The following is a 21556-nucleotide window of genomic DNA, read 5'->3' on the forward strand; positions in this document are numbered from 1 at the left end:
CCTGCGAATGAGACGGAACATAGTTCAGAGGCTCTCTTCCATGTTTCATCGTCTACACTTCGGGGCATGGATCCTCTCGCCGGCCTGCTCGACGGACCCCGCGCGCGCGGCGCGTTCCTGCTGAAGTCGGTCATGACCCCGCCGTGGTCACTGCGGATCGAGGACGAGGCGCCGCTGACGGTGATGGCGCAGGTCCGCGGCGAGTCCTGGGTGGTGCCCGAACACGGGGACGCGGTCCGCCTCGGCACCGGCGACATCGCCATCGCCCGCGGCCCGGACCCGTATCTCGTCGCGGACGACCCCGCCACGCCACCGCAGGCGATGATCCTGCCGGGGCAGGAATGCCTGACCCCGGACGGGAAACACCTCACCGACCTGTCGGATCTCGGCGTCCGCACCTGGGGCGACGACCCGGACGGCCCCGTCGTCCTGCTCACCGGCACCTACCCGCTGGAGGGCGAGATCAGCAAACGGCTCCTCAACGCGCTGCCGTCGCTGCTGGTCGTCCGGGACGAGGAGTGGGACAACCCGCTGGTGTCACTGCTCGCCGCTGAAATCGTCAAGGACACGCCCGGTCAGGAAGCCGTCCTGGACCGCGTGCTCGATCTGCTCCTGGTCGCCGCGCTGCGCACGTGGTTCGACCGGCCAGACGCCGCGGCACCCGCCTGGTACCGCGCGCATAGCGATCCCGTCGTCGGACGCGCGCTGAAACTGTTGCAGCACAAGCCTTCCGAACCGTGGACCGTGGCGAGCCTCGCGGCCGACACCGGCGTGTCCCGTGCCGCGTTCGCCCGGCGGTTCACCGCCGCGGTCGGCGAACCGCCGATGACCTACCTCTCGAGCTGGCGGATCGCGCTCGCCGCGGATCTCCTGCGCCAGCACCCCGACGTCACGATCGGCGCGGTCGCCCGGCAGGTCGGCTACGGCAGCTCGTTCGCGCTCAGCACCGCGTTCAAACGCGAACACGGCGTCAGCCCGCAGGGTTACCGCGCCGGCGTCGCGTAACGCTCGACCAGTTCCGCGCCGATCCGCGCGAGTTCCTCCTGGACCGACGCCGGGCCCAGCACTTCGATCATCGAGCCCCAGCCCGCGAGCTGCTGGGCGATCATCCACGCCACCGGCGCCGACACCGTCACCCGCACACGCCCGTCGTCGAGCGTCTCCTCGACCCGCGCCTGCCGTCCGAAGTGGTCCTGGAGGATCGGCAGATGCCGCTCGGCGATGAGCACGGTCGCGTCCAGGCCCGAACGCCGTTGCTCGACCCGGTCGACCACCTGCTCCCACGCGCGCGTCAGTTCGAAATCGTCCGGCCGCGCCGCGGGCAGATCGGTGACCTCGGCGTCGGACATGCGGTCGACGCGGAAGGTGCGCTGGCCCTTCTCGGTGCCCGCGATGAGGTACCAGATGTCGTCCTTGTCCACGAGCCCCCACGGATCCACCACCCGCTCCACCGGTTCCGCGCCCTTCTTCGCGTAGCCGAACCGGACCTTGCGACGACGCACGATCCCGGCTTGCAGCACGGTGAGCAATTCGGGCCGCTCCTTCTCTCGCTCACCCCACCGCGACGGGTCGATGACGACCGCGTCCGCGGCGGCCTGCGCGTCGGCGCGGAACGTGTCCGGCAGGGCCCGGACCAGCTTCCGCAGCGCGGATTTCACCTCGGGCGAGATCGACGCCGCCGGACCGGCGAGCAGGAACAGCGCCTGAGCCTCCGACGCCGACAGTCCACTGAGGTCGGTCCGCGCGCCGCCGACGAGCGACCAGCCGCCGCCCCGGCCGGGCTGCGGGTACACCGGGACGCCCGCGGCCGACAACGCCTCGAGGTCGCGCCGGGCGGTGGCGACCGAGATCTCCAGCTCGTCCGCCAGTTCTGAAGCCGTGACGCGGCCACGCGCCTGCATCAGCAGGAGGGTGGCCACCAGGCGATCGGCACGCATGCGCCCAGTCTCGCAGGTAAACCGCTCATCCGGTGACCACTTTGCAGCGCGGCACTTGACCTTCACACCGATGTCAGGCCCTACGGTCACCCCACTCGAAAGGAGAACCACATGGCAGGCGCAGTGATCATCGGCGCGGGACCGGGTATCGGCCGCTCGGTCGCGCACCGATTCGCCAAGGAAGGGCTGCCGATCACCTTGCTGGCCCGAAGCGCGGCGACCCTGGAGCCGCTGGCCGCCGAGCTCGGAACCACGCTGGCACTCACCGCCGACGTCACCGACGAAGCCTCCCTCAGGGCCGCTCTCGACACCGCCGTGCGGGAGCACGGGGTGCCCGACGTCGTGGTCTACAACGCGGCGATCATCCAGGCCGACGCTCCCGGCGAGCTGTCCGTCGAACGGCATCTCGCGGCGTGGTCGGTCAACGTCGTCGGAGCGATCACCACCGCCGCCCAGGTCGCGCCGGGCATGGCCGAGCGCGGATCGGGCACCATCATCGTGACCGGCGGGATGCCCGAAACCGTTCCCGCGTACACCAGCCTCTCGCTCGGAAAGGCGGGTGTCAGAGCGCTGGTTTCCCTGCTGGACAAGCAATTCGGTCCTTCAGGGGTGCATGTCGCCACGGTGACCGTCGCCGGTCCCGTCGCGAAAGGAACCCCGTTCGACCCCGACGACATCGCCGAGCACTACTGGCGGCTGCACACGCAGCCACGAGACAAGTGGCAGCAGGAAATCGTCCACGAGGGGTAGCAGACTCACCAGTGCGCCGGAGGGGACAGCGACTCCGGCAGTTTCGTCGTCGCGTCGCCCTTCGCCGCGTCCAATTGCGACTGGAGGAGGAAGAGCGCGTCCCGGAAATCCGCGCCGCGGAGGTCGGCGTCACGCAGGTCCGCCCCGGTGACGTCGGCCTGCCGGAGATCGGCTCCCCGCAGATCTGCGCCGATCAGGTACGCCCCGCGCAAAAGAGCGCCGCGCAGGTTCGCTCCCTTGAGCTTCGCGCCGATGAGGTCGGCACCGCGGCGGTCCTTCTTCTTGCCCGGCACGGCGGCGCGGGCGAGTTCGCTCGCGCGCAGCAGCAGCCCGTTCACCGCGCCCCGATGCGAGTGGACGTCCAGTTTCCGCAGCACGCCGGGCGTGTCCAGCGTCATCCGCTCGGTCCGGTCGATCAACTCGGCCAGGTCGTCACGGATCGGCGCGGACGTCGGCAGCGAAGCCGCCTCGGTGAGGTAGTAGAGCAGCTCCTGCAGATCCCGCATCACCGGGAAGACCGCGAACATCGTTTTCGCCGTCTTCGGCGACTTCCGCCAGTCCTCGCCGTCGAAGGTGACCTGCGAGACCTTCTGGCCCGCGCCGAAGCAGTCGTAGACCGTGCAGCCGGTGAACCCCGTCTTGCGGAGCTTGTCGTGGATGCCGCACCGCGAGTCCTCACGCAGGTTCGGGCACGCCTGGCCCGCCGGTTTGGTGATCGCGAAGTCGGCCGACGCCGCGAAGGCCGGGACGACACAGCACAGGCCGAAGCAGTTCGCGCAGTCGGCTCGCAGGCTGGAAAGGGCTGGCACGGTGGTTCGGACTCCAGAAGCTCGGCAAGGTGTTCCAGCCACAGGGTACGGAGAGCACTTTCCGTGCAGGGCACCCGCCGCCAATGGCCGCCAGACGAAGGTCGGGGCCTGCCCCATTCAGTCGATTCGGACACCTCAGACGCTCAATAACCTCGATCTCCGTGGGATTCGGCAGGTGCCGTCCCATGCGGTCGAGCTGGACCGCTTTCGCCGCTGTGGTCCTTGACCGGCCGGTCCCCTGCGAACGACAGGACGAACACATGCGAGAGACGAGACAAGCGCGTTGGCTGTCGCGTGCCGGAATGGCGAGCGCGGTCGCGGTGGCGATCAGCGTCACCACGGGCGCTCCCGCGCAAGCCGCCGAAGGACAGATCCTCGCCGCGGGATCCGCCGGAGCGATCCCGAACAGCTACATCGTCACGCTGAAGGACATCGGCGCCGTGAGCACGCTGGCGAACCGTTTCGGCGCGAAGGTGGAGCAGGTCTACAGCAGCTCGCTCAAGGGCTTCTCCGCGACGCTGTCGGAGCGGCAGGCCAAGCGGCTCGCCGCCGACCCGTCGGTGGCGTCCGTCGAGCAGAACCAGGTCGTCCACGCGGACGCGACCCAGACCAACCCGCCGTCCTGGGGCCTCGACCGCGTCGACCAGCGCAACCTCCCGCTCGACAAGAAGTACAGCTACACCAGCACCGGCGCGGGCGTGAACGTCTACGTCATCGACACCGGCCTGCGGGTCAGCCACCAGACCTTCGGCGGCCGCGCCCGCAACGGCTACGACTTCGTCGACAACGACGCCGTCGCGCAGGACGGCAACGGTCACGGCACCCACGTCGCCGGCACCATCGCCGGTTCGCAGTACGGCATCGCCAAGGGCGCGACCGTCTACGGCGTCCGCGTGCTCAACAACTCCGGCAGCGGCACCACCGCCGGCGTCATCGCGGGTATCGACTGGGTCACCAAGAACCACGTCAAACCGGCCGCGGCCAACATGAGCCTCGGCGGCGGCGCCTCCAGCACGCTCGACGACGCCGTCCGCCGCTCGATCGCCGCGGGCGTCACCTACGGCGTGGCCGCCGGGAATTCGAACTCGAACGCGTCCGGTTTCTCCCCGCCCGCGTGACCCAGGCGATCACCGTCGGCTCGGCCACCGACACCGACGCGCGCTCCAGCTTCTCCAACTACGGCAGCGTCGTCGACATCTTCGCGCCGGGCACCAACATCACGTCGTCGTGGAACACCAACGACACCGCCACGAGGACCATCAGCGGCACCTCGATGGCGACCCCGCACGTGGTCGGTGTCGCGGCCCGCTTCCTGCAGAACAACAAGACCGCCACACCCGCGCAGGTGGCCACCGCGCTGATCAACGCGGCCACTCCCGGCAAGGTGACGAACCCGGGCTCCGGTTCCCCGAACCGGCTCCTGTACTGGGCGCCGTCCGCCTGACCAGCTCGGTCTCGTGAGTGGTGAGGACGGTTCTAACCGTCCTCACCACTCACGAGACTTGACCCACCAGTCCACCGCCGCCCCTTGCACGCCCCTGAAGTATGTGAAGGCCCGCTTCACTGCGCTAGACGCAGTGAAGGGGGCCTTCACATACTTGGGACGGTATGAAGGTCGAGTTCCCTCGGCTCAGCCGAGGGAAGGAGTCCTTCACACGCCCCTGTGACTACTGGGACAGGTGGTGTTCCCGGGGCTGCGGTGGCGATCGCGTAGTCCAACGACCACGCCCAGTCAGTACCTAAGACACCCTTGGCGCTAACCGTCCTCACCACTCACGAGACGTGCCCCGCCCCTGCGCTACAGCACCTTCCGGATACTCGGCACCACGGCTGCGAGCCCGGCGGCGTTCGGGTGCAGCGGGGCGAAGCTGTTGTTCACCACCGACGGGATGAGCCCTTCGATCCATTTGACGCCGATCGGCTGGCAGGCGTCGTGACCGATGCTGGGCGTCCGGATGTCGACGTACTTCGCGCCGTGCGCGGCGGACTGCTCGGCCATCCGCGCGTTGAGCCGGTCGATATTGGCCTGGATGTAGTCGGCGTCCTGCGGCAGGACCGGGACGAGCGGCCAGCAGCCGCCGGATTTGATCCCGGTCGGGTAGCCCACCATGACGATCTCGGCCCGCGGGGCGCGCTGGCGGATCTGCTCGATCACCGTGCCGTAGGTCGCGGCGAACGCGTCGATCTTGGTGGCGTACTTGTCCACCCCGCCCGTGGTGTTGGCCGCCTTGCACGAGGCGCCCACCGGCAGCAGGTTCACGCACGAGGTCGCGAGCCCGACCAAGCCGATGTCGTTGCCGCCGATGCCGACGGTCACCAGGGTCGTGTCGGCCGAGAGCGCGTCGTACTGCGGCGGGTTCGTGCCGGAGATGATGCCCTTCTGCGGGTTGCTGAAATGCGACGTGGTCGCAGCGCCGCAGGTGACATCGCGCAGTTCGTCGACGTCGATCTCCTTCGCCAGCAGGCCCGCGTAGTTGATCGCCGACCGGGCGCAGGTGAGCAGATCGGACTGCGGCAGCACCACCGAGCCCGCCGAGAACGAGTCACCCATCGCGACGTACACCTGCCGCTCCGCCGAGGCGAGGGCCGGTGTCCCGATTCCGACGAGGGTCAGTGCGGTGCCCGCCACCGCGGCGATCCGGGCGAGTCTTCCCCAGCGTGTCACTGCCGCCTCCTGCATGCGTCGTCGAATGCCGCGATCAGCGTCCGCCGCGCCGGGCAGAACCACTAGAACGGAGGCGCGCGTTCTTGATCGGAGTTTTGTAGGTTCCCTCTATGACGAAGGCGCCGGCACAGCCCTGGCGCAGGCTCGACGCCTCGGTGCTGACCCGGCTGGAGCCCGACACCGCCGCGATCGCGTCCGCCGCGATGGACCAGGTCCGTGCCGGGCTGCGGACCCCGCTGGACGACCGGACCGCGGCGAACCTCCAAACCACCCTCGACGTCGCTTTGCACGCCTTCTTCAGCGAAATCGGCCATCCCGACATCACCACCGACCGGGAGGTCTACCGCGCGCAGGGCCGGGCCCAGCACACCGCGGGCCGCAGCCTCGAGGAGATGCTCGGCTTCTACCAGTCGGCGGCGCTGGGCGTCTGGCGGCAGCTGACCTCGGCGGCACCGGCGGTGGATCTGCCGACCCAGGCGATCGTCGAACTCGGCGAGGCGCTTTTCGCCTTCATCGCGGAACTCTCGGCCGCGGCCGCCGACGGGTACGCCGAAGCACGCTCGCAGGCGGCGAGGGCGGGGCAAGCGCGGCGGGACCGGCTCCTGGGGCTCCTGCTCTCCGAACCGGCCGCCACCCGGGACCTGCTCGACGACGCCGCGAGCCAGGCCATGTGGGTCCTGCCCGGCAGCCTCGTCGTCGCCGTCACCAGCGCCGACGTCGCATCGCGGCTGCTGGACCGGATGCCGGGGCGCGTGCTGGTCGGCCGCCACCACGACCTGACCGCGGTGGTCATGCCCGCCGACCGGCTCGAGTGGTACCTCGGCCGGTTGCGGGATCTGCTCGGCGACGACCAGGCCGGGGTGGGCCCGGTCGTGCCGCTCCGCTCGGCCGCGCTCAGTGCCCGCCGGGCGAGCGCGCTCTGGCGGCTCGCCCGCACCGGCGCGCTCGGCGACAGCCCCCTCGTCCACACCACCGATCACCGCATCGATCTGCTGCTGACCGCCGACCCCGCACTCGCCGCCGAATTCTCGAAAGACGTCCTCGCGCCGTTGGCCGGTCTGCCCGAACCGGCGAGGCAACGGCTCACCGCGACGCTGGCGGCCTGGCTGGCGCGGCCGGATCAGCCGCAGGCGATCGGTATCGAACTGCACGTCCACGTCCAGACCGTCCGGTACCGGATCCGGCAATTGCGGACGCTGTTCGGCGGCACGATCGACGATCCGGCCGGCCGCTTCGCGCTCGCCATCGCACTGAGGATCGACCCGCTGGTATCGAGGGAACCTACAAAAGGCTCAGAGCGGAGCGTCCATCCGCTGCGTCCCGACAACGGACAGCAGCCGTAACGCGTTCTCCGACGGCGTGCCGGGGTCGGCGGTGTAGATCACGACCTGCTGGTCCCGGTCGCTGATGTCGAGGACGTCGCAGTTCACGCTGACCGGGCCCACCACCGGATGCCGGAACGTCGTGCACAGCATCGGCGCGGCGCACACGTCGTGCGCGGCCCACAGCCGGGCGAATTCCTCACTGCCGTCGAGAAGTTCCCGGATCAGGCCGCCGACTTCGGGATCGTCGGGATAGCGGCCGGCGGTGGCCCGCAGGTTCCGGACCGCGCTCGCCGCGAAGTCGTCCACATCGGACACTCCGTACAGCCGCCTCCCGTCCGGCCGCGGCCCGAGGAACGCGCGGCGCACGAGGTTGCGCTCCCGTCGGGGCAGCGCGGAGAAGTCCTCCATCAGCGCCGCGGCGAGGTCGTTCCAGGCGAGCACCTCGTAGGTCGCCGACAGCACGATGGCCGCCGCCTGCGGAAGACGGTGCAGCAGCGCGAGAATGCTCGGCCGGACCTCGCGGGACGGGCCGGGCGGCGGTCCCGGCGGCGCGCCGGCGAGGTGGTGCAGGTGATCCCGTTCCACGTCCGACAGCCGAAGCGCCCTGGTCAGCCCGCCCAATACCTCGCGCGAGGGCCGTGGACCGCGAGCCTGTTCCAGCCGCGTGTAGTACTCGGTCGAGATGAACGCCAGCTGCGCCACCTCCTCGCGTCGCAGACCAGGGGTGCGGCGGCGGGGCCCGGCGGGTAGGCCGACGTCGGCGGGCGTGATCCGCTCGCGCCTGCTGCGCAGGAAGTCCGCCAGTTGTCGTCTGTCCACCACTCCAGTGTGGACGATGGCGGCCCGCGAGCCAGGTACCGCCGATGCCTGGATAGGCGCCGAGGGCGGGAGAACCCTCGGTGCCATGACCAACACAACGACTGTTTCGGGCCTGCTCGACGGCAAGGTCGCCTTCGTCACCGGTGCCGGCCGAGGTATCGGCGCCGCCGCCGCGCGCTTGTTCGCCAGGGAAGGCGCCAGTGTGGTGCTCGCCGCCCGCACCGAGTCCCAGCTCAAGGCCGTGGCCGAGGAGATCCGCGCGGAGGGCGGCATCGCGGACCACGTGGTGTGCGACCTCGGCGACGCGGCGAGCATCCGCGCGGCCGTCGACCGGGCGGTGGAGCTGCACGGCAGGCTCGACGTCGCGTTCAACAACGGCGCGACCAACGTGCCGCCCGGCCCGATGGACCGGGTGACCGCAGCCGATTTCGACCGTATCTACGCGGTGAACCTGAAAGGTCCGTGGCTGGCGATGGTCGCCGAGATCGAGGCGATCCGGGCCACCGCGAAAACCGGGGCCATCGTCAACAACACCAGCGTCGGCAGCCTGATGGCCAACCCGGAACTCCCCGCGTACGGCGCGATGAAACGCGGTGTCAACAGCCTCACCGCGTCGGCCGCCACCACCTATGGTCCGGAAGAGATCCGGATCAACGCCGTCGCACCCGGCACGACGCTGACCGAGATGTTCTCCGAGTGGGTCGAGAGCTCGCCGGGCATCCTGGAGCGGCTCAACGCCCAGACCCCGCTGGGACGCGTGGCCGAGCCCGACGAGATCGCGCAGGCCGCGGCGTGGCTGCTGAGCGACCGCGCCTCCTACGTGACCGGGACAGTTCTGCGGGTGGACGGCGGCATGCTGTCCTGACCCCTGGGGGCAGGGGTGGGTGATGCGGGGGAACCGGTGCCGGACTTCCGGCGTCTGAACGCGCACGACCCACCCTGACCTGGGGTTGCCCGAGGAGAAGCCGATGCCGTTCCTGGATCCCGAACCGCTCCACGCCAAGCTCACGTCGGGGGACGCGGCGGGAATCGCCGAGGTCGGCGCCACCATCGCCGACGCCAAGACGTCGTTGCAGACCGTGGCGGACGGGATCTCCGAGGGTGCCCTGCGGGCGGCGCGGTCCTGGCGCGGCACGGCGGCCGCGGAGTTCGTCGGCAAGGCGAAACAGTCCTCGCGAACCGTCGCCGAGGTGTACGCCCGGCTCGACGCGGCCGAGGCGGCGGTCAAGGGCGCCGCGGAGGCGTACTCCGCGCTGCGGACGTCGGCCGACGCCGCCATCGCACCATGGCGCAAGCTCGGCCTGACCGACCTCCTCGAAGCGCCGGAGATCGCGATGAAGACCATCCGGGCGCTGACCGTCGCCCAGCAGACCTACGAAAGCAGGCTCACCGCGCTGGCGGCCACGACCGACGGCGGCGGGAGCGAGGGCTGGGACGGCGACGGCAACGCCGACATCAGCGGCGTCGATCCAGGGCAACCGTGGACGTCCCAAGGTCTGGCCTACGACGGCGAGAACCTGCTCGTCGGCTCGTACCACGACGGCGACGGAGACGGGAAGGGCGACAGCCCGATCGGCCCCGGGCTGACCCCCAGCAGGCTGACCTACGTCGACTACGAGACCGGAGTGGAATCGGGCAACGTCTACCTCAACGGCAACGGCGAGGTCGGCGCGCCGACGCACACCGGCGGTGTCGCGACGGACGGCAAGCACGTCTGGGTGTCGTCCAACGGATACGTGTACGTCTACGACAAGGCCGAACTCGACGCCGCGCAGGACAGCGGTGTGCCGGTCGACGCCGTGGACGTGGTCGACACGCCCGCTCACAGTTACGTCACCTACGCGCAAGGCAAGCTCTTCGTGGGCGACTACACCAACAACCGGCTCTACGAGGTCCCGGTCGGCCCGGACGGCTCACCCCGGCCGGACGAGGCCGGAGATCCGATCGAGACACCGAACAACGTCCAGGGCGTCGTGGTGCGCGACGACGAGTTCATCTTCTCCTCCTCCGACGGGCACAGCGGCAAGTTCTACCGGCAGGACCGGACGCCGGAGTGGTACGACTTCAACGATCGCGAAGAGATCGAGCTGAAGGGCGGCGAGCCGGGCAACGAAGACGGCTACGACTCGCACGGCGTCGAAGAGGCCGTCGAGATCGACGGGGAGATCGTGCTGGCGCACGAATCCGGCGCCTACGGCTACCAGAAGAACCCGGGCTCGAAGTGGGACGAACCCGAGCTGACCAGGATCTCGCTGGAAGAACTCGGCCTCGACCCCGACGGCGCGCTCTCCCCCGGCGACGCCGGATACGAAACCGATCCCGACTCGCTGGTCGGTGCCGCGGGTGTCCTGGACGGGGCGACGTCGACGTTGAGCACCGCGGCCGGCGCCATGTCGCGGCTGCAGCTGGTGCCGCATCTGCTCGGCGACGTCCCCGCGGCCACCGCCTTCAGCGACACGCTGACCAAGCACGTCACGGCGGCGGGCGACCGGCTGGCGGCGGGGGTGGAAACGGTCGGCGGCATCGCGGACAGCCTGGTCACCGGGGCGGACACGTACCGGCGCATCGAGGACGGGATCAAGGAGGGGCTGGTCAAGCTCGGCGACGTCCTCCCCTGATTCCTGTCGCCGACCTACCGGCGCAGTTCCTTGCCGAGGGCCTCCGCGAGAGCCACCGACGCCTCGATTTCGGCCGCTCGGATCGACACACTTTCGACATTGATGCCGAACGGGACGTCCTTGCGCCGGCAGAAACCCACGAGTTCACGGGCCGTCGCCAACGCTTGGTCGTACGACTCCTGGAGTGTGTCGTCCGCGTGTCGAAGGTCGTTCTGGATCCACCGTGGCACATCCACACCGAGCCATTGGAGGAACTCGAGGGTCTTCGAGGAGCCGCATACCGAGAACGTGAACACGATCGGGACCGGTCGCAGCCCGAGCGCGGCGCATCGGTATCGGTAGTCCGACACCATGTCTTTCGCCGCGTTGACGTCGTAGACGACCTGGGTGACGAAGAACGAGCAGCCTGCTTCCTGTTTGGCGATCAGGCGCAGATGCTCCTCGCCTCGGCGGGTGTGCCGCTCCGGAATCGCGACGCCGCCGAGCAGCAGGTCGGGCCGCGTCTCCGCGCGTAGCTCCTGAGCGCGGACCAGCGACGTCGCGGACGGCTTGTCGCGCGAAGAGGCACCGACGAACACGGTGAGCGCCCGGTCGGCGTCCTGGGCGTCGAGCCAGGAACGGAGGTCGCTTTCCTGATACTTCCCGACCGCCCGGTAGACCACGACCGGCGTGTGCCAGTCGGTGAGGTGCCGGTCCAGGAAGGTCGCCGGGTCGATCGTGGGGAGAAACGGAAAGGGCCGCTCCTCCGGGTTGCGATCGCTCTCGTCGTCGATGTCGTAGAGCACGAGCCCGTCGAGGTTCAACCTCGACAGCCGCTTGCGCGTGGCGTCGGCGATCTCCTGCGTCCGCTCCGGCGAAACCGTGAGTCGAGGAGGCGTCACGGCGAACAGCAGGAACTCGCTCCCACGTGCGCCGATCCTCTGCTGTAGGTCCATGTCCTGAAGTTAGCCGACGGCAGGGCCCGCACCGAGTTCGCTTGCTACTCCGACACTGGCGTCTCTTCGCCGAGGAGGATTTCCAGGAGGTCGTTTCGCAGCGGCGCCGACGGTTCCTCTGTCGCGACGAGGGCGCGTTGGCGGATGCGGGACAGTGTCGCCGTGGTCTGATCGTTCACTGCCTGGGATTGAGTGAGCCGAAGCTGGGCCGCGGCAAGTTGCTCGCGCACTGTGGTCAGTTCAGCTTGAACGTCCGCGAGCTGCTCGCGCGAAGCCATGTCACGCGCTGTCTGCTCGGCGAGAGCTTCCCGATGACGGACGTCTTGATCTCGCAGTTCCCCCCGGACTACGTCCAACTCCGCGGTCAGCTCGCGCTTCTGCGTGTCCACAAGCCGCTCCCATGTTTTACGACGCTCGTCTGACTCGGCCAACGCAGTCTGTGCGGCGTCTCGCTCGGCGGTCCGTGTCGCCAGTTCCTCACTACGGGCCGAGAGCGTGGCCGCCAGCTCATCGGCTCTGGTTCGCAGTGCCGCCGCTTCCTCACCGACCTCCTTCACACGCCGGGTGATCACAACGGTGGCCGATTCCGCTTTGGCTTGAGCCAGCTGGGCGGCAGCCCGGGCCTCGACCGCCTCGTCCGCGGTCGCCTTGGCCAGTGACTCGGCGAGCTGAGCCGTCCGAGCCGCTCCCAGTGCCGCTTCGGCTTCGGCTTCGGCTTCGGCCGCTCGTGCCAGCGCGGCGTCCCGTTGCCGATCGGCCTCCACCGCGGCCCCATGCGCGGCGTCGGCCTGACCAACGGCCGCAGCGATCTCATCCCGCAGATGGGCGGTGACCGCGTCCAGCGCGTTGCTCAACGTGCGGAGGGGATCGGTCAGCGCGGCAGCCGCCTGATCGAAGGCCTGACCGGCGTCCAGCAGAGCCGCTGACGGCACGGCGTCGTCCCCCAGCGCCTCCCGCAGGGCCTGCTCCGCCGCGGCCAGCTGCTTGCAGCTCTTCCCGCCGGGCCACGTCCTGTCCGGGCAGAACTCGTAGGGCCTCCCTCCGCGTGGCCCCGGCGGCGGCAGCGGCTCGCGGCATTTGCGAAACCCGCATCGCGCCTGCTCCGGCGCACGTTCCCCGGCTACCGCACCCTCGTTCTCGACCATGCCCAAAGCCTACCTTGGTAGTTATGAAACCTATAACTGAGGTATTGGAAACCTCAACTCCAACCTAACTCAGCTACAAAAGATACATTTTGTAGCTGAGTTCCGATCCCGCTCTCAGCTCGACCGAAAGGGGTGTGATCACCCTGGAAAACGGGGTCGATCGACCCGCCTGAAAACGTGTTTGCCGTTACCGGCGGCAACATGTGCCGTCCGCCATCTCGGATGACCGCCTCGTTTCGTCACGGTGACGATGGCTCGATTCCCGCGTTCTCGCGTGCCTGGCACGACCACTACGGTGATCGGATGATCGACACGAGCGCCCGGAGCCCGGAGGGCAGCCGACAGTGAAGCTCCTGCCCGGCCTCGATTCCGCCGCTGTCTCCCCCGGAGAAAACGTGGGAGACAGCGAAGTCTGGCCGGGAGTCGCGAATCCGGCCGGCCTGCTGTCCGGCATCACCGAGTGGCTGACCGGATACGGCAACCACCAGACCCGCCGCACCTACGCGGAAGGGCTGGGGCTGCCCGTGACCACCGCCGACATCGGTGCCTGGATGCGGCCCCGCATCGGCGGCCCGGCCGAGGATCAGTGGGCTGACGCGGTGGCCGACTACGCCCAGGCCGTCATCATCCCGCGGGCGGCCGATCCGGCGGGCCGGACAGGGCCTCCCCGCGCGAGCCGGGGCCGGCTACGGGCCTGCCACTGGCTGCGGTGGTGCGCGGCCAACGGAGTGGATCCGACGGTGGCGACCTCGGCACAGGTGAAGACGTGGCTGAGGGATCTGGAGTCGGCGGGCGCGGCGCCGTCGACGCGGGACCGGATGCTGGCGACGGTGAAGACCATGTACTCGTCTCTGGCCGACGCGGGTCTGGTCGCGGCGAATCCGGCGGCGCTGGACCGGAGGCGGTTGGGGCTGGCCGCGGCGGCGGCGAGCACGTCGGCGACGGTCACCTTGACGACCCGGCAGGTCGCGGCGCTACATCAGGCGGCGGGGACACCGAGGCGCGGCGCGAGTGCCTGTGATGTCGCGCGCTCGGTCGCGATCATCGCGTTGTTCACGCTCGGCTTGCGGGTCAGCGAACTGTGCGGGCTCGACTGCGCCGACCTGCACGTCACCCGGGGGCGGCGGGCGCTTCGCGTACACGGAAAGGGCGGGAAGGTCCGCATCGTGTATCTGAGCGTGCCCGCCGAGCGCGCGCTGCTGGACTATCTGGCGCTGCGCACGGACGGTACGGGGGCCGAGGTGGTGACCGGTGCGGGTCGTCGCACCCGGACCTCCGACCTGCCGCTGCTGGTGACCCGTGGCGGACGCCGGTTCTCCCGGCAGGCGATCTGGCAGCTCCTGCGCCGTATCGCCGCGGCCGGCGGCCCAGAGCTGGCCGATGTCGCCGAGGCGATGCATCCCCACGCGCTGCGGCACTTCTACGTGACCGCCGCGGTCGAGGCCGGAGCGTCGCTGGAACACGTGCAGGCAGACGTGGGGCACGCCAGCATCGACACCACCAGCGGCGTCTACGATCACGCGGCCCGTGACCCGGCGCGCAGCGCGGTCGACCTCGTCGCCGACGCCTGGCATGTCAGCGACGCCTGACCTGGTTCTCTCAACCGAGAGACACGAAGGCGTGGTGCTAGACCGCCTCCAGGACGAAGAACAGGAAACTCAGGAAGGCGGTCTTGCCCGCGAGCTCTTCCGGGAAGCGCTCCCGTGCACCCGGCGCCGGATGCGGCTCGCTGACGACGGCCGTCCGGAAACCCGCCGCGGTGAAGGCGTCGGTCATCGCGTGCAGTGGCCGATGCCAGTACGTCAGCACGGCTTTCTGGCCGCCGAAGGTGTACTCCTCTGACCACTTGACGGTCTGGAAATAGTCGCCCTCGGGGTGGACCAGCTTGAAGATGATCGGGTGGTTGACGGCCATGATCAGCCTGCCGCCGGGTTTCAGCACGCGCCGGATCTCGGCCAGCGGCCCTGTCCAGTCTTCCAGGTAGTGCAGGACGAGGGCGGCGATGACGTCGTCGAAGGCAGCGTCGGGGTAGGGCAGCGGTTCGCCGATGTCGGCGATCCGCAGTGCCGCGTCGTCGCCGAGACGTTTCCGGGCCAGCTCCAGCATTTTGGCGCTGGAGTCGAAGCCGGTCACGATGGCGCCCCGATCGCGCAGTGCCTCGGACAGCGGGCCTGCGCCGCACCCGGCGTCGAGGATCCGCCTGCCGGTCACGTCTCCGGCCAGATCGAGAATCGCGGGCCGAGTGTAGTAGGCGTTGATCAGGCTGGTCTCGTTCTCGGCGGCGTATGCCTCGGCGAAGGGGTCGTAGTCGTTTTCCACCAAACCCACTATGGCAGGTGCCGTGGTACCCCTACCAGGATTCGAACCTGGACTGGACGCGTTCTGAGCGCGTTGCCTCTTCCGTTGGGCTATAGGGGCATTAGTGCGGTTCCGGGGAGTCGAACCCCGACTGTCCTGGTTCTCGACCAGGTGCCTCTGCCAGTTGGGCTAGAACCGCGAGACGAGCGAATGTCCGGAAATCGCCGGCGGGAATTCCTCGCACCATAAAGAAAGCCGCCTGATCGAAGGCTCGACCGGCGGCTCCCTGACCTGACGTGCTACGTCACGACGAGGAGCCTGAACTGCCCAGAAGGCTTTGATAGTCCAGTTGTGCATTCATCGTGACCGCCCTTCGCCTTCTCGGTAGGCGCTCATCATCGCGAATACCGGGAGCGGGCGTCAATTGCATTATCGAGTGCCTTTGCCGCGCCGCTCCCGGGCTGCTCAAGATTTCAGCGTGCTGCCGAGGAGTGCGAGGAGCCGCTCCCAATGGCGTCGCGAACCTGCGGCGTCGAATGCTTCGGTGTCGGACATCGTGAAGCCGTGAACGGTGCCGGGGTAGGTCTCGCAGCTGTATTCGACTCCGGCGGCGTCGAACGCCTTGCTGATCTCGGTGATCGCCTCGGGTGTCAGGTCGCCCTCGGCGAGGCCGAGGTGGACTTTCGCGGTGAGGTGCGGGATCTGCCGGTGCGGGCTGTCGGGTTGATCGGTGACGAGGGCGCCGGGGTGGAATCCGGCCAGGGCGGCGACCTTGCCGGGGTGGGCCGTCGCGGTGCGCATCGCGAGGACGGCGCCCATGCAGTAGCCGATCGCGGCGACCGGTCCGGCGCCGACCTCGGGCCGGGCGGTGAGGAAGTCGAGGTAGGCGCCGGCGTCGCTCAGCGCACGTTCGGCGGTGTGCACCTCGACGAGCGGCATGATCTGGCCGAACAGCTCGGGGCGGTGTTCGGCGGTGATGTGCTCAGGCAGGTCGAACACGGGCGCCGGGCGGTGCCGGTAGAAGACGTTGGGAACCAGGACGTAATAGCCGTGATCGGCCAGTTCCCGGGCCATGTCCCACAGGACGGGGCGTGGCCCGAACGCGTCCGGGTACAGGAGGACACCAGGATGCGTTCCGCCCTCGCCGGGGTACGCGGCGAAGGCGTCGGACTGGCCGTCAGGCGTCGGAATGCTCAGCGTGGTGGAGGGAATGGCGGTGCTCGCTTTCTCGTCGGCGTACCTCGAACGTAGACGATCAAGCCCGGCTCAGGCGCAGCCGATCGGCCAGCCCGGCCGAGGTGAACGCGGCCACCAGCTCGTCGCGGCCTTCGGTGAAGTGGGTCCAGCTGTCGATGTGCACCGGGACGACCGTGCGGGCGCCGAGGATCCGCGTCGCCTCGGCGGCCAGCGCGCTGTCGAGGACGAGCAGGGCACCGTCGAAGACCGGCTTCAGGCGCGGGGCGCCGGCGAAGAGCACCGCGGTGTCGATCGGCCCGAATCGATCCGCGACCTGCCGGACGACGTCGAGCGAGGCGTTGTCGCCGCTGACGTAGACCGTCGGCAGGCCGTCTCCGGTCAGGACGAAGCCGACGACGTCGCCGGTGATCTTCTCCGAGCCTTCCGGCCCGTGGAGCGCGGGCGCGGCGGTCACCGTCACGACTCCCCCGCCCGGCCGGTCGAGTTCGACCGTCTCCCAGGTCTCCAACCCTTTCGCGGTGCCGCCGAGCCGTCCCGCGCCGCTGGGTGTGGTGAGGGTCAAGGGCACGTCCGCCAGCAGTTTCCGGCCGGAGTGGTCGAGGTTGTCCGGATGCTCGTCGTGGGAGAGCAGGACGGCGTCGACGCGGCCGAGGTCCGCGGGGCTCGCCGAAGGCGGCGCGGTCTTGGTGAGGCCGGGTCTCCCGTCGGGCCTTTCGTAGTGGCCGGGCTCGTCGAAGGTCGGGTCGGTCAGGAACCGCACTCCGCCGTAGTCGATCAGTGCGGTCGGCCCGCCGAAGACCTGGACGGAGAGCTGGTCGCTGATCTGGTCCATCATCCACCTCACGGATAGGTATTGTTCTTTCCGTGAGTGACATTAGCGAGTTCTCACGGAAGACCGCAACTACTTCCGTGAGAGTTTCTCATGGATGAGCTCGGCGCCTACCATGAGAACGTGGACGACACCGCTGCCCTTCCTCCTGCCCCGGGCGCCGAGCAGTACGTCGCGCTGGCGCTCGCCAACACCACGATCGCGCTGCCCGGCGGCCAGTTCATCGATTTGCTCGGCACTCCGGCGGCCGCGACCGGCTGGCTCGCCGAACAGGGGCTCGCCCCGGTCGACGCCGGTCTGCAGGAGATGTGCGCGGGCCTGGTGCGCTCGCTGCGTGAGCAGGTGCGGGTGCTGCTCGCCTCGCGCTCCTGTTCGGATCCGGCGCCGCAGAGCGCCCTCAACGCCGTCAACGAGGCGCTGAGCAAGGCGCCCACCGCCGAGCTCCTGCGCTGGGATCCGGCCAGGGGGCTGTACCGCACCGCGTCGCATCCGATCACCCAGATCGTCGAGCACGCGCTGGCGACCCTCGCCGCCAACGCCGCGGACCTGGTGACCGGGCCGGACGCGGAGCGGATCGCGGCCTGCGGTTCTCCGCCGTGTACTCGGTTCTTCCTGCGCAACGGGCGGCGTCAGTGGTGTTCCGTGCGCTGTGGCGACCGGGCCCGTGCCGCCCGCGCCTACGCCAGGCGCTCCCAGCCTGCCGGTCAGCGGTAGGCCGCGAACTGGTCCAGCAAGGGCTTCGGGGAGTCTTCGGCGAAGCAGAGGGCGAGGTTTTCGGCGGATTCCGCCGCTGAGGCCTCACTTCGCGGGAACAGCTCCGTCTCGTAGGCCTTGAGCGCGGCTTCGACGTCGCCGGGATGCGCGGCGAGGGCGAGGCCGAGTTCGGCGCCGTCGAGCATCGCGAGGTTGGCGCCTTCACCGGCGAACGGTGACATCAGATGGGCGGCGTCCCCGAGGAGGGTGACGCCGGGGACACGGTCCCAGCGGTGACCGATGGGCAGCGCGTGGATGGGCCGCGGAGTCAGTTCACCGTCGGCGTCGGTGATCAGCGCGCGCAAACCGGCGTCCCAGCCGTCGAAGTGGTCCAGCAGCGCGGTTTTCGCCGAGGGCGTGTCGCTGAAGTCGATGGTGGAGATCCAGTCCTCGGCGGTTTTCAGCGCGATGTAGACGTGGAGGCTGCCTGAAGTGTCGAGATGCCCCAGAAGCCCTTTGCCCCCACCGAGTGCGAAGAACATGCCGTCGCCGGTGAGCGCGGCGCTAGCGGGGTGGCGATTCGCGGCATCGTGCAGGTGCACTTCGACGAAGGAGATGCCTTCGTAGGCAGGCAGGGCACGGGAGACCAGGGGGCGGACCTTGGACCACGCGCCGTCGGCACCGATCAGCAGGTCCGTGGTGAAGGACGTGCCGTCGGCCAGGGTCACCTCGTGCCCGCCGCCGGGGAGCGGGCGTGCGCCGGTGGTTTTGGCGCCCCAGCGCACGGTGCCTTCGGGCAGGGAGCCGAGCAGCAGATCGCGCAGATCGCCTCGGGCGACTTCGGGACGGCCGCCGTCGCCGTCGTCGGTCTCGTTGAGGTGCACGATCGCGTGCCGGTCGAGGACGCGCATGGCCTCGCCGCCGGGATGCACCAGCGCGCGGAACTCGTCGTGAAGACCGGCCGCTTTCAGCGCCGCCTGGCCGGATTCGACGTGGATGTCGAGCATGCCGCCCTGTGTCCGGGCGGACGGCGACGCGTCGAGATCGAAGACCGCGGCCTCGACGCCGTTGACGTGCAGGACGCGGGCCAGGGTGAGTCCGCCGAGGCCGGCGCCGATGATCGCGATGGGGTGATGGGTGGTCATGTCGGGTTCCTTTCCGGCGGCAGGCCGGTCTGCGTGATTCCGGTGATCAGCACCTGCAATCCCCACGACATCCGCTGCGCCGGCCGCCCGCTGAGCAGGTCGGCCGCGTGGGCGGCGATCTGGGGGTGAGTCGTCTCGTCGGCGTCCCGCACGGCGCGCTCCAGTGCGTCCCAGTCGTCCGGCGATGTCCGCTCGGCGTGCTCCGCCGCGGTCGATGTCGCGTGCTGCAGGAGGATGTCGATCCCCCAGGCGCGCCGCTCGGCGGGCACTCCGCCCTCGGCGAGTAGGGCGAGCAGGTTCTCGACCAGACCGAGGTAGTTCTCACCGCTCGGGCGGGCCACCAGTGCCGACAGGGCGAGACCGGGATACTCCAGCAGCGTCGCGGTGTAGGCCGTGAGCAGCCGTTCGAGCCGGTCACGCCAGCCGCCTTCGGCCGGCGGCGGGGCGATGGTGCCGAGGAGTTCGTCGAGGATCGCCGCGTGCAGTTCCGCGGTGTTGCGGACGTAGACGTAGAGCGAGGCCGCGCCGGTGTCGAGTTCCTGCGCCAGCCGGCGCATCGTGAGCTTCCGCAGGCCTTCTTCGCGCAGGATCGCGACCGCGGCGGCGACGATGCCGTCACGGGTCAGCGCGGGTTTGGCCGGTCGCTCCCGGCGGCTCTTCTCTGGTGCCATGCCACCACTGTAACGAACATGTTCGTTACGAACAAGTTCGTCCCAGGTCACAGTGATGCGATACGGCCTCGAACGGGGGTTTGTCCGTCCACTGCGGACTGAAATGACAACGGCAGGGAGATCGACTCTCCCTGCCACTTCTAACGTATAACGCACCTGGGGGCTTGCGGCAAGACCCCGGTCATGCCGCAGAATCCCCGGCCGGATAACACGAGCTCGACAATCGGGGGAACTCTTGATCGACGTGATCATCGCCGGCGGCGGACCGACCGGCATGATGCTGGGCGCCGAACTGCGGCTGCACGGCGTCCAGGTGGTCGTCCTGGAAAAGGACCTGGAACAGTCCAAGGTCGTCCGTTCGATGGGCCTGCACGCGCGCAGCATCGAGGTGATGGACCAGCGCGGTCTGCTGGAGCGCTTCCTCGAACACGGCAAGAAGTACCCGGTCGGCGGCTCCTTCGCGGGCATCGTCAAACCGGCGCCCACGCTGGACAGCGCGCACGCCTACATCCTCGGCATTCCCCAGACCGTCACCGATCGCCTGCTGATCGACCACGCCGCCGAGGTCGGCGTCGACATCCGGCGCGGCCGCGAACTGGTCGGAGTGACCCAGGACGAGGACGGCGTGGACGTCGAGCTGGCCGACGGGACGACGCTGCGCTCGCGCTACCTCGTCGGCTGCGACGGCGGCCGCAGCGCGGTGCGCAAGCTCCTCGGGATCGATTTCCCCGGTGAGCCCGCCACCGCCGAGACCCTGCTGGGCGAGATGGAACTGACCGAGGACTGGGAAACGGTGCTCGCCGTGATGACCGAGGTCCGCAAGACCCAGCTCCGGTTCGGCCTCTCCCCCATCGGCGACGGGGTGTACCGGGTCGGCGTGCCCGCCGAAGGCCTGGCCGAGGACCCGCGGATCCCGCCGACCTTCGACGAGATCAAACGACAGCTCAAAGCGGTCGCCGGCAGCGACTTCGGCGTGCACTCCCCGCGCTGGCTCTCCCGCTTCGGCGACGCCACCCGGCTGGCCGAACGCTACCGGGCCGGACGCGCGTTCCTGGCGGGCGACGCGGCGCACATCCACCCACCGGTCGGCGGGCAAGGGCTCAACCTCGGCGTGCAGGACGCCTTCAACCTCGGCTGGAAACTCGCGGGCGCGATCAACGGCTGGGCACCGGACGACCTGCTGGACACCTACCACACCGAACGGCATCCTGTGGCCGCCGCGGTACTCGACAACACCCGCGCGCAGATGCAGCTGATGTCGCTCGATCCGGGCTCGCAGGCGGTCCGGCGGCTGCTGGCGGAACTGATGGACTTCGAGGACGTCAGCCGGTATCTGACCGAGAAGATCACCGCGACCGCGATCCGCTACGACTTCGGCGAAGGGCACGAGCTGCTCGGCCGGCGGATGCGCGACCTGGAACTCAAGCGCGGCCACCTCTACGGGCTGACCCGCGGCGGCCGCGGCCTGCTGCTCGATCAGACCGGCTCCCTCTCGGTGCGGGGCTGGGCGGACCGGGTCGACCACGTCGTCGACGTCAGCGAAGAACTGGAGGTACCGGCGGTACTGCTGCGGCCGGACGGTCACGTGGCGTGGGCGGGCGAGGACCAGGACGAGCTGCTCGCGGCGTTGCGCCGGTGGTTCGGAGAGGGCGAAGTCCTCTAGCGCGCCAGGTCCGGCGGCTATTGGCTGGTGGCGTTCCGAATCCGACGCCACGACAGG

At 69.5% G+C, this 21556-nt stretch carries 19 protein-coding genes, 2 tRNA genes and 1 pseudogene; 9 read left to right on the forward strand and 13 right to left on the reverse strand.

Going from position 1 to position 21556, the window contains the following annotated elements; all coding sequences use genetic code 11:
- Nucleotides 1-66: 66 nt before the first annotated feature.
- Nucleotides 67-1005 (forward strand): AraC family transcriptional regulator, encoded by a 939-nt coding sequence (locus MJQ72_RS08525; protein WP_240598586.1) that lies wholly within the window; start codon nucleotides 67-69, stop codon nucleotides 1003-1005.
- Here the strand turns inward: MJQ72_RS08525 and MJQ72_RS08530 are convergent.
- Entirely contained in the window at nucleotides 984-1937 is a 954-nt protein-coding gene (locus MJQ72_RS08530; protein WP_240598587.1) for a YafY family protein, read from the reverse strand. The two genes, MJQ72_RS08525 and MJQ72_RS08530, sit on opposite strands and share 22 nt — an antisense overlap.
- A 111-nt stretch (nucleotides 1938-2048) precedes the next feature.
- Between MJQ72_RS08530 and MJQ72_RS08535 the strand changes: the two genes are divergently transcribed.
- The gene (locus MJQ72_RS08535; protein ID WP_240598588.1) at nucleotides 2049-2687 is read left to right on the forward strand and encodes an SDR family NAD(P)-dependent oxidoreductase; all 639 of its coding nucleotides are present in this window, start codon (nucleotides 2049-2051) and stop codon (nucleotides 2685-2687) included.
- A gap of 5 nt (nucleotides 2688-2692) precedes the next feature.
- On the opposite strand, the gene MJQ72_RS08540 is transcribed toward MJQ72_RS08535, so the two are convergent.
- Complete coding sequence (locus MJQ72_RS08540; protein WP_240598589.1) at nucleotides 2693-3496, reverse strand: pentapeptide repeat-containing protein; 804 nt, start codon at nucleotides 3494-3496, stop codon at nucleotides 2693-2695.
- 260 nt (nucleotides 3497-3756) lie between these two features.
- Here MJQ72_RS08540 and MJQ72_RS08545 point away from each other — a divergent pair.
- Nucleotides 3757-4940: pseudogene (locus MJQ72_RS08545) on the forward strand (S8 family peptidase).
- Nucleotides 4941-5294: 354 nt separating this feature from the next.
- Here the strand turns inward: MJQ72_RS08545 and MJQ72_RS08550 are convergent.
- A complete protein-coding gene (locus tag MJQ72_RS08550; RefSeq protein ID WP_240598590.1) occupies nucleotides 5295-6161 on the reverse strand; it encodes an SGNH/GDSL hydrolase family protein in 867 nt (288 codons plus the stop codon).
- A gap of 110 nt (nucleotides 6162-6271) precedes the next feature.
- Between MJQ72_RS08550 and MJQ72_RS08555 the strand changes: the two genes are divergently transcribed.
- Nucleotides 6272-7504 carry a helix-turn-helix domain-containing protein gene (locus MJQ72_RS08555; RefSeq protein WP_240598591.1) on the forward strand — a complete coding sequence of 411 codons (1233 nt, stop codon included), beginning with the start codon at nucleotides 6272-6274 and terminating at the stop codon, nucleotides 7502-7504.
- Here the strand turns inward: MJQ72_RS08555 and MJQ72_RS08560 are convergent.
- Complete coding sequence (locus MJQ72_RS08560) at nucleotides 7454-8305, reverse strand: helix-turn-helix transcriptional regulator (protein WP_240598592.1); 852 nt, start codon at nucleotides 8303-8305, stop codon at nucleotides 7454-7456. The two genes, MJQ72_RS08555 and MJQ72_RS08560, sit on opposite strands and share 51 nt — an antisense overlap.
- Before the next feature lie 85 nt (nucleotides 8306-8390).
- Between MJQ72_RS08560 and MJQ72_RS08565 the strand changes: the two genes are divergently transcribed.
- Together MJQ72_RS08565 and MJQ72_RS08570 are read left to right on the forward strand one after the other, a co-directional pair.
- Nucleotides 8391-9170 carry an SDR family NAD(P)-dependent oxidoreductase gene (locus MJQ72_RS08565; RefSeq protein WP_240598593.1) on the forward strand — a complete coding sequence of 260 codons (780 nt, stop codon included), beginning with the start codon at nucleotides 8391-8393 and terminating at the stop codon, nucleotides 9168-9170.
- Between the two features lie 103 nt (nucleotides 9171-9273).
- Nucleotides 9274-10923 carry a hypothetical protein gene (locus MJQ72_RS08570; protein WP_240598594.1) on the forward strand — a complete coding sequence of 550 codons (1650 nt, stop codon included), beginning with the start codon at nucleotides 9274-9276 and terminating at the stop codon, nucleotides 10921-10923.
- A gap of 14 nt (nucleotides 10924-10937) precedes the next feature.
- Here MJQ72_RS08570 and MJQ72_RS08575 read toward each other — a convergent pair whose 3' ends face one another.
- Together MJQ72_RS08575 and MJQ72_RS08580 are read right to left on the reverse strand one after the other, a co-directional pair.
- On the reverse strand, nucleotides 10938-11858 hold the full coding sequence (locus MJQ72_RS08575; protein ID WP_240598595.1) for a methylenetetrahydrofolate reductase: 921 nt from the start codon (nucleotides 11856-11858) through the stop codon (nucleotides 10938-10940).
- A gap of 44 nt (nucleotides 11859-11902) precedes the next feature.
- Nucleotides 11903-13003 carry a response regulator receiver protein gene (locus MJQ72_RS08580; protein WP_240598596.1) on the reverse strand — a complete coding sequence of 367 codons (1101 nt, stop codon included), beginning with the start codon at nucleotides 13001-13003 and terminating at the stop codon, nucleotides 11903-11905.
- A 395-nt stretch (nucleotides 13004-13398) separates the two neighbouring features.
- Between MJQ72_RS08580 and MJQ72_RS08585 the strand changes: the two genes are divergently transcribed.
- A complete protein-coding gene (locus tag MJQ72_RS08585; protein ID WP_240598597.1) occupies nucleotides 13399-14592 on the forward strand; it encodes a tyrosine-type recombinase/integrase in 1194 nt (397 codons plus the stop codon).
- Between the two features lie 37 nt (nucleotides 14593-14629).
- Here the strand turns inward: MJQ72_RS08585 and MJQ72_RS08590 are convergent, their stop codons facing one another.
- The 5 genes from MJQ72_RS08590 to MJQ72_RS08610 form a co-directional block, all read right to left on the reverse strand.
- Nucleotides 14630-15322 (reverse strand): class I SAM-dependent methyltransferase, encoded by a 693-nt coding sequence (locus MJQ72_RS08590; protein WP_240598598.1) that lies wholly within the window; start codon nucleotides 15320-15322, stop codon nucleotides 14630-14632.
- A 23-nt stretch (nucleotides 15323-15345) separates the two neighbouring features.
- Nucleotides 15346-15421 (reverse strand) — tRNA-Leu (locus MJQ72_RS08595).
- A 5-nt stretch (nucleotides 15422-15426) separates the two neighbouring features.
- Nucleotides 15427-15500 (reverse strand) — tRNA-Leu (locus MJQ72_RS08600).
- A 266-nt stretch (nucleotides 15501-15766) separates the two neighbouring features.
- Nucleotides 15767-16513 (reverse strand): dienelactone hydrolase family protein, encoded by a 747-nt coding sequence (locus tag MJQ72_RS08605; RefSeq protein WP_240601280.1) that lies wholly within the window; start codon nucleotides 16511-16513, stop codon nucleotides 15767-15769.
- A gap of 43 nt (nucleotides 16514-16556) precedes the next feature.
- Nucleotides 16557-17330 (reverse strand): MBL fold metallo-hydrolase, encoded by a 774-nt coding sequence (locus MJQ72_RS08610; protein WP_240601281.1) that lies wholly within the window; start codon nucleotides 17328-17330, stop codon nucleotides 16557-16559.
- Between the two features lie 90 nt (nucleotides 17331-17420).
- On the opposite strand from MJQ72_RS08610, the gene MJQ72_RS08615 reads away from it, so the two are divergent.
- Complete coding sequence (locus tag MJQ72_RS08615) at nucleotides 17421-18041, forward strand: ABATE domain-containing protein (RefSeq protein ID WP_240598599.1); 621 nt, start codon at nucleotides 17421-17423, stop codon at nucleotides 18039-18041.
- Here the strand turns inward: MJQ72_RS08615 and MJQ72_RS08620 are convergent.
- A complete protein-coding gene (locus MJQ72_RS08620; protein ID WP_240598600.1) occupies nucleotides 18032-19165 on the reverse strand; it encodes an NAD(P)/FAD-dependent oxidoreductase in 1134 nt (377 codons plus the stop codon). The genes MJQ72_RS08615 and MJQ72_RS08620 overlap by 10 nt on opposite strands.
- The gene (locus tag MJQ72_RS08625) at nucleotides 19162-19836 is read right to left on the reverse strand and encodes a TetR/AcrR family transcriptional regulator (RefSeq protein WP_240598601.1); all 675 of its coding nucleotides are present in this window, start codon (nucleotides 19834-19836) and stop codon (nucleotides 19162-19164) included. The genes MJQ72_RS08620 and MJQ72_RS08625 overlap by 4 nt, the downstream gene beginning before the upstream one ends.
- A 235-nt stretch (nucleotides 19837-20071) precedes the next feature.
- Between MJQ72_RS08625 and rox the strand changes: the two genes are divergently transcribed.
- Nucleotides 20072-21499, forward strand: coding sequence for a rifampin monooxygenase (rox, locus tag MJQ72_RS08630; protein ID WP_240598602.1), 1428 nt, complete (start codon nucleotides 20072-20074; stop codon nucleotides 21497-21499).
- Nucleotides 21500-21556 lie beyond the last annotated feature (57 nt).

The sequence above is a fragment of the Amycolatopsis sp. EV170708-02-1 genome, assembly GCF_022479115.1.
Classification (GTDB): Bacteria; Actinomycetota; Actinomycetes; order Mycobacteriales; family Pseudonocardiaceae; genus Amycolatopsis.

Bases quoted from the DNA above. Each gene is read 5' to 3' on its own strand.
- MJQ72_RS08525 (WP_240598586.1), top strand. From the start codon at position 67: ATGGATCCTCTCGCCGGCCTGCTCGACGGACCCCGCGCGCGCGGCGCG.
- MJQ72_RS08530 (WP_240598587.1), bottom strand. From the start codon at position 1,937: ATGCGTGCCGATCGCCTGGTGGCCACCCTCCTGCTGATGCAGGCGCGT.
- MJQ72_RS08535 (WP_240598588.1), top strand. From the start codon at position 2,049: ATGGCAGGCGCAGTGATCATCGGCGCGGGACCGGGTATCGGCCGCTCG.
- MJQ72_RS08555 (WP_240598591.1), top strand. From the start codon at position 6,272: ATGACGAAGGCGCCGGCACAGCCCTGGCGCAGGCTCGACGCCTCGGTG.
- MJQ72_RS08565 (WP_240598593.1), top strand. From the start codon at position 8,391: ATGACCAACACAACGACTGTTTCGGGCCTGCTCGACGGCAAGGTCGCC.
- MJQ72_RS08570 (WP_240598594.1), top strand. From the start codon at position 9,274: ATGCCGTTCCTGGATCCCGAACCGCTCCACGCCAAGCTCACGTCGGGG.
- MJQ72_RS08575 (WP_240598595.1), bottom strand. From the start codon at position 11,858: ATGGACCTACAGCAGAGGATCGGCGCACGTGGGAGCGAGTTCCTGCTG.
- MJQ72_RS08580 (WP_240598596.1), bottom strand. From the start codon at position 13,003: ATGGTCGAGAACGAGGGTGCGGTAGCCGGGGAACGTGCGCCGGAGCAG.
- MJQ72_RS08610 (WP_240601281.1), bottom strand. From the start codon at position 17,330: ATGGACCAGATCAGCGACCAGCTCTCCGTCCAGGTCTTCGGCGGGCCG.
- MJQ72_RS08615 (WP_240598599.1), top strand. From the start codon at position 17,421: ATGGATGAGCTCGGCGCCTACCATGAGAACGTGGACGACACCGCTGCC.
- MJQ72_RS08620 (WP_240598600.1), bottom strand. From the start codon at position 19,165: ATGACCACCCATCACCCCATCGCGATCATCGGCGCCGGCCTCGGCGGA.
- MJQ72_RS08625 (WP_240598601.1), bottom strand. From the start codon at position 19,836: ATGGCACCAGAGAAGAGCCGCCGGGAGCGACCGGCCAAACCCGCGCTG.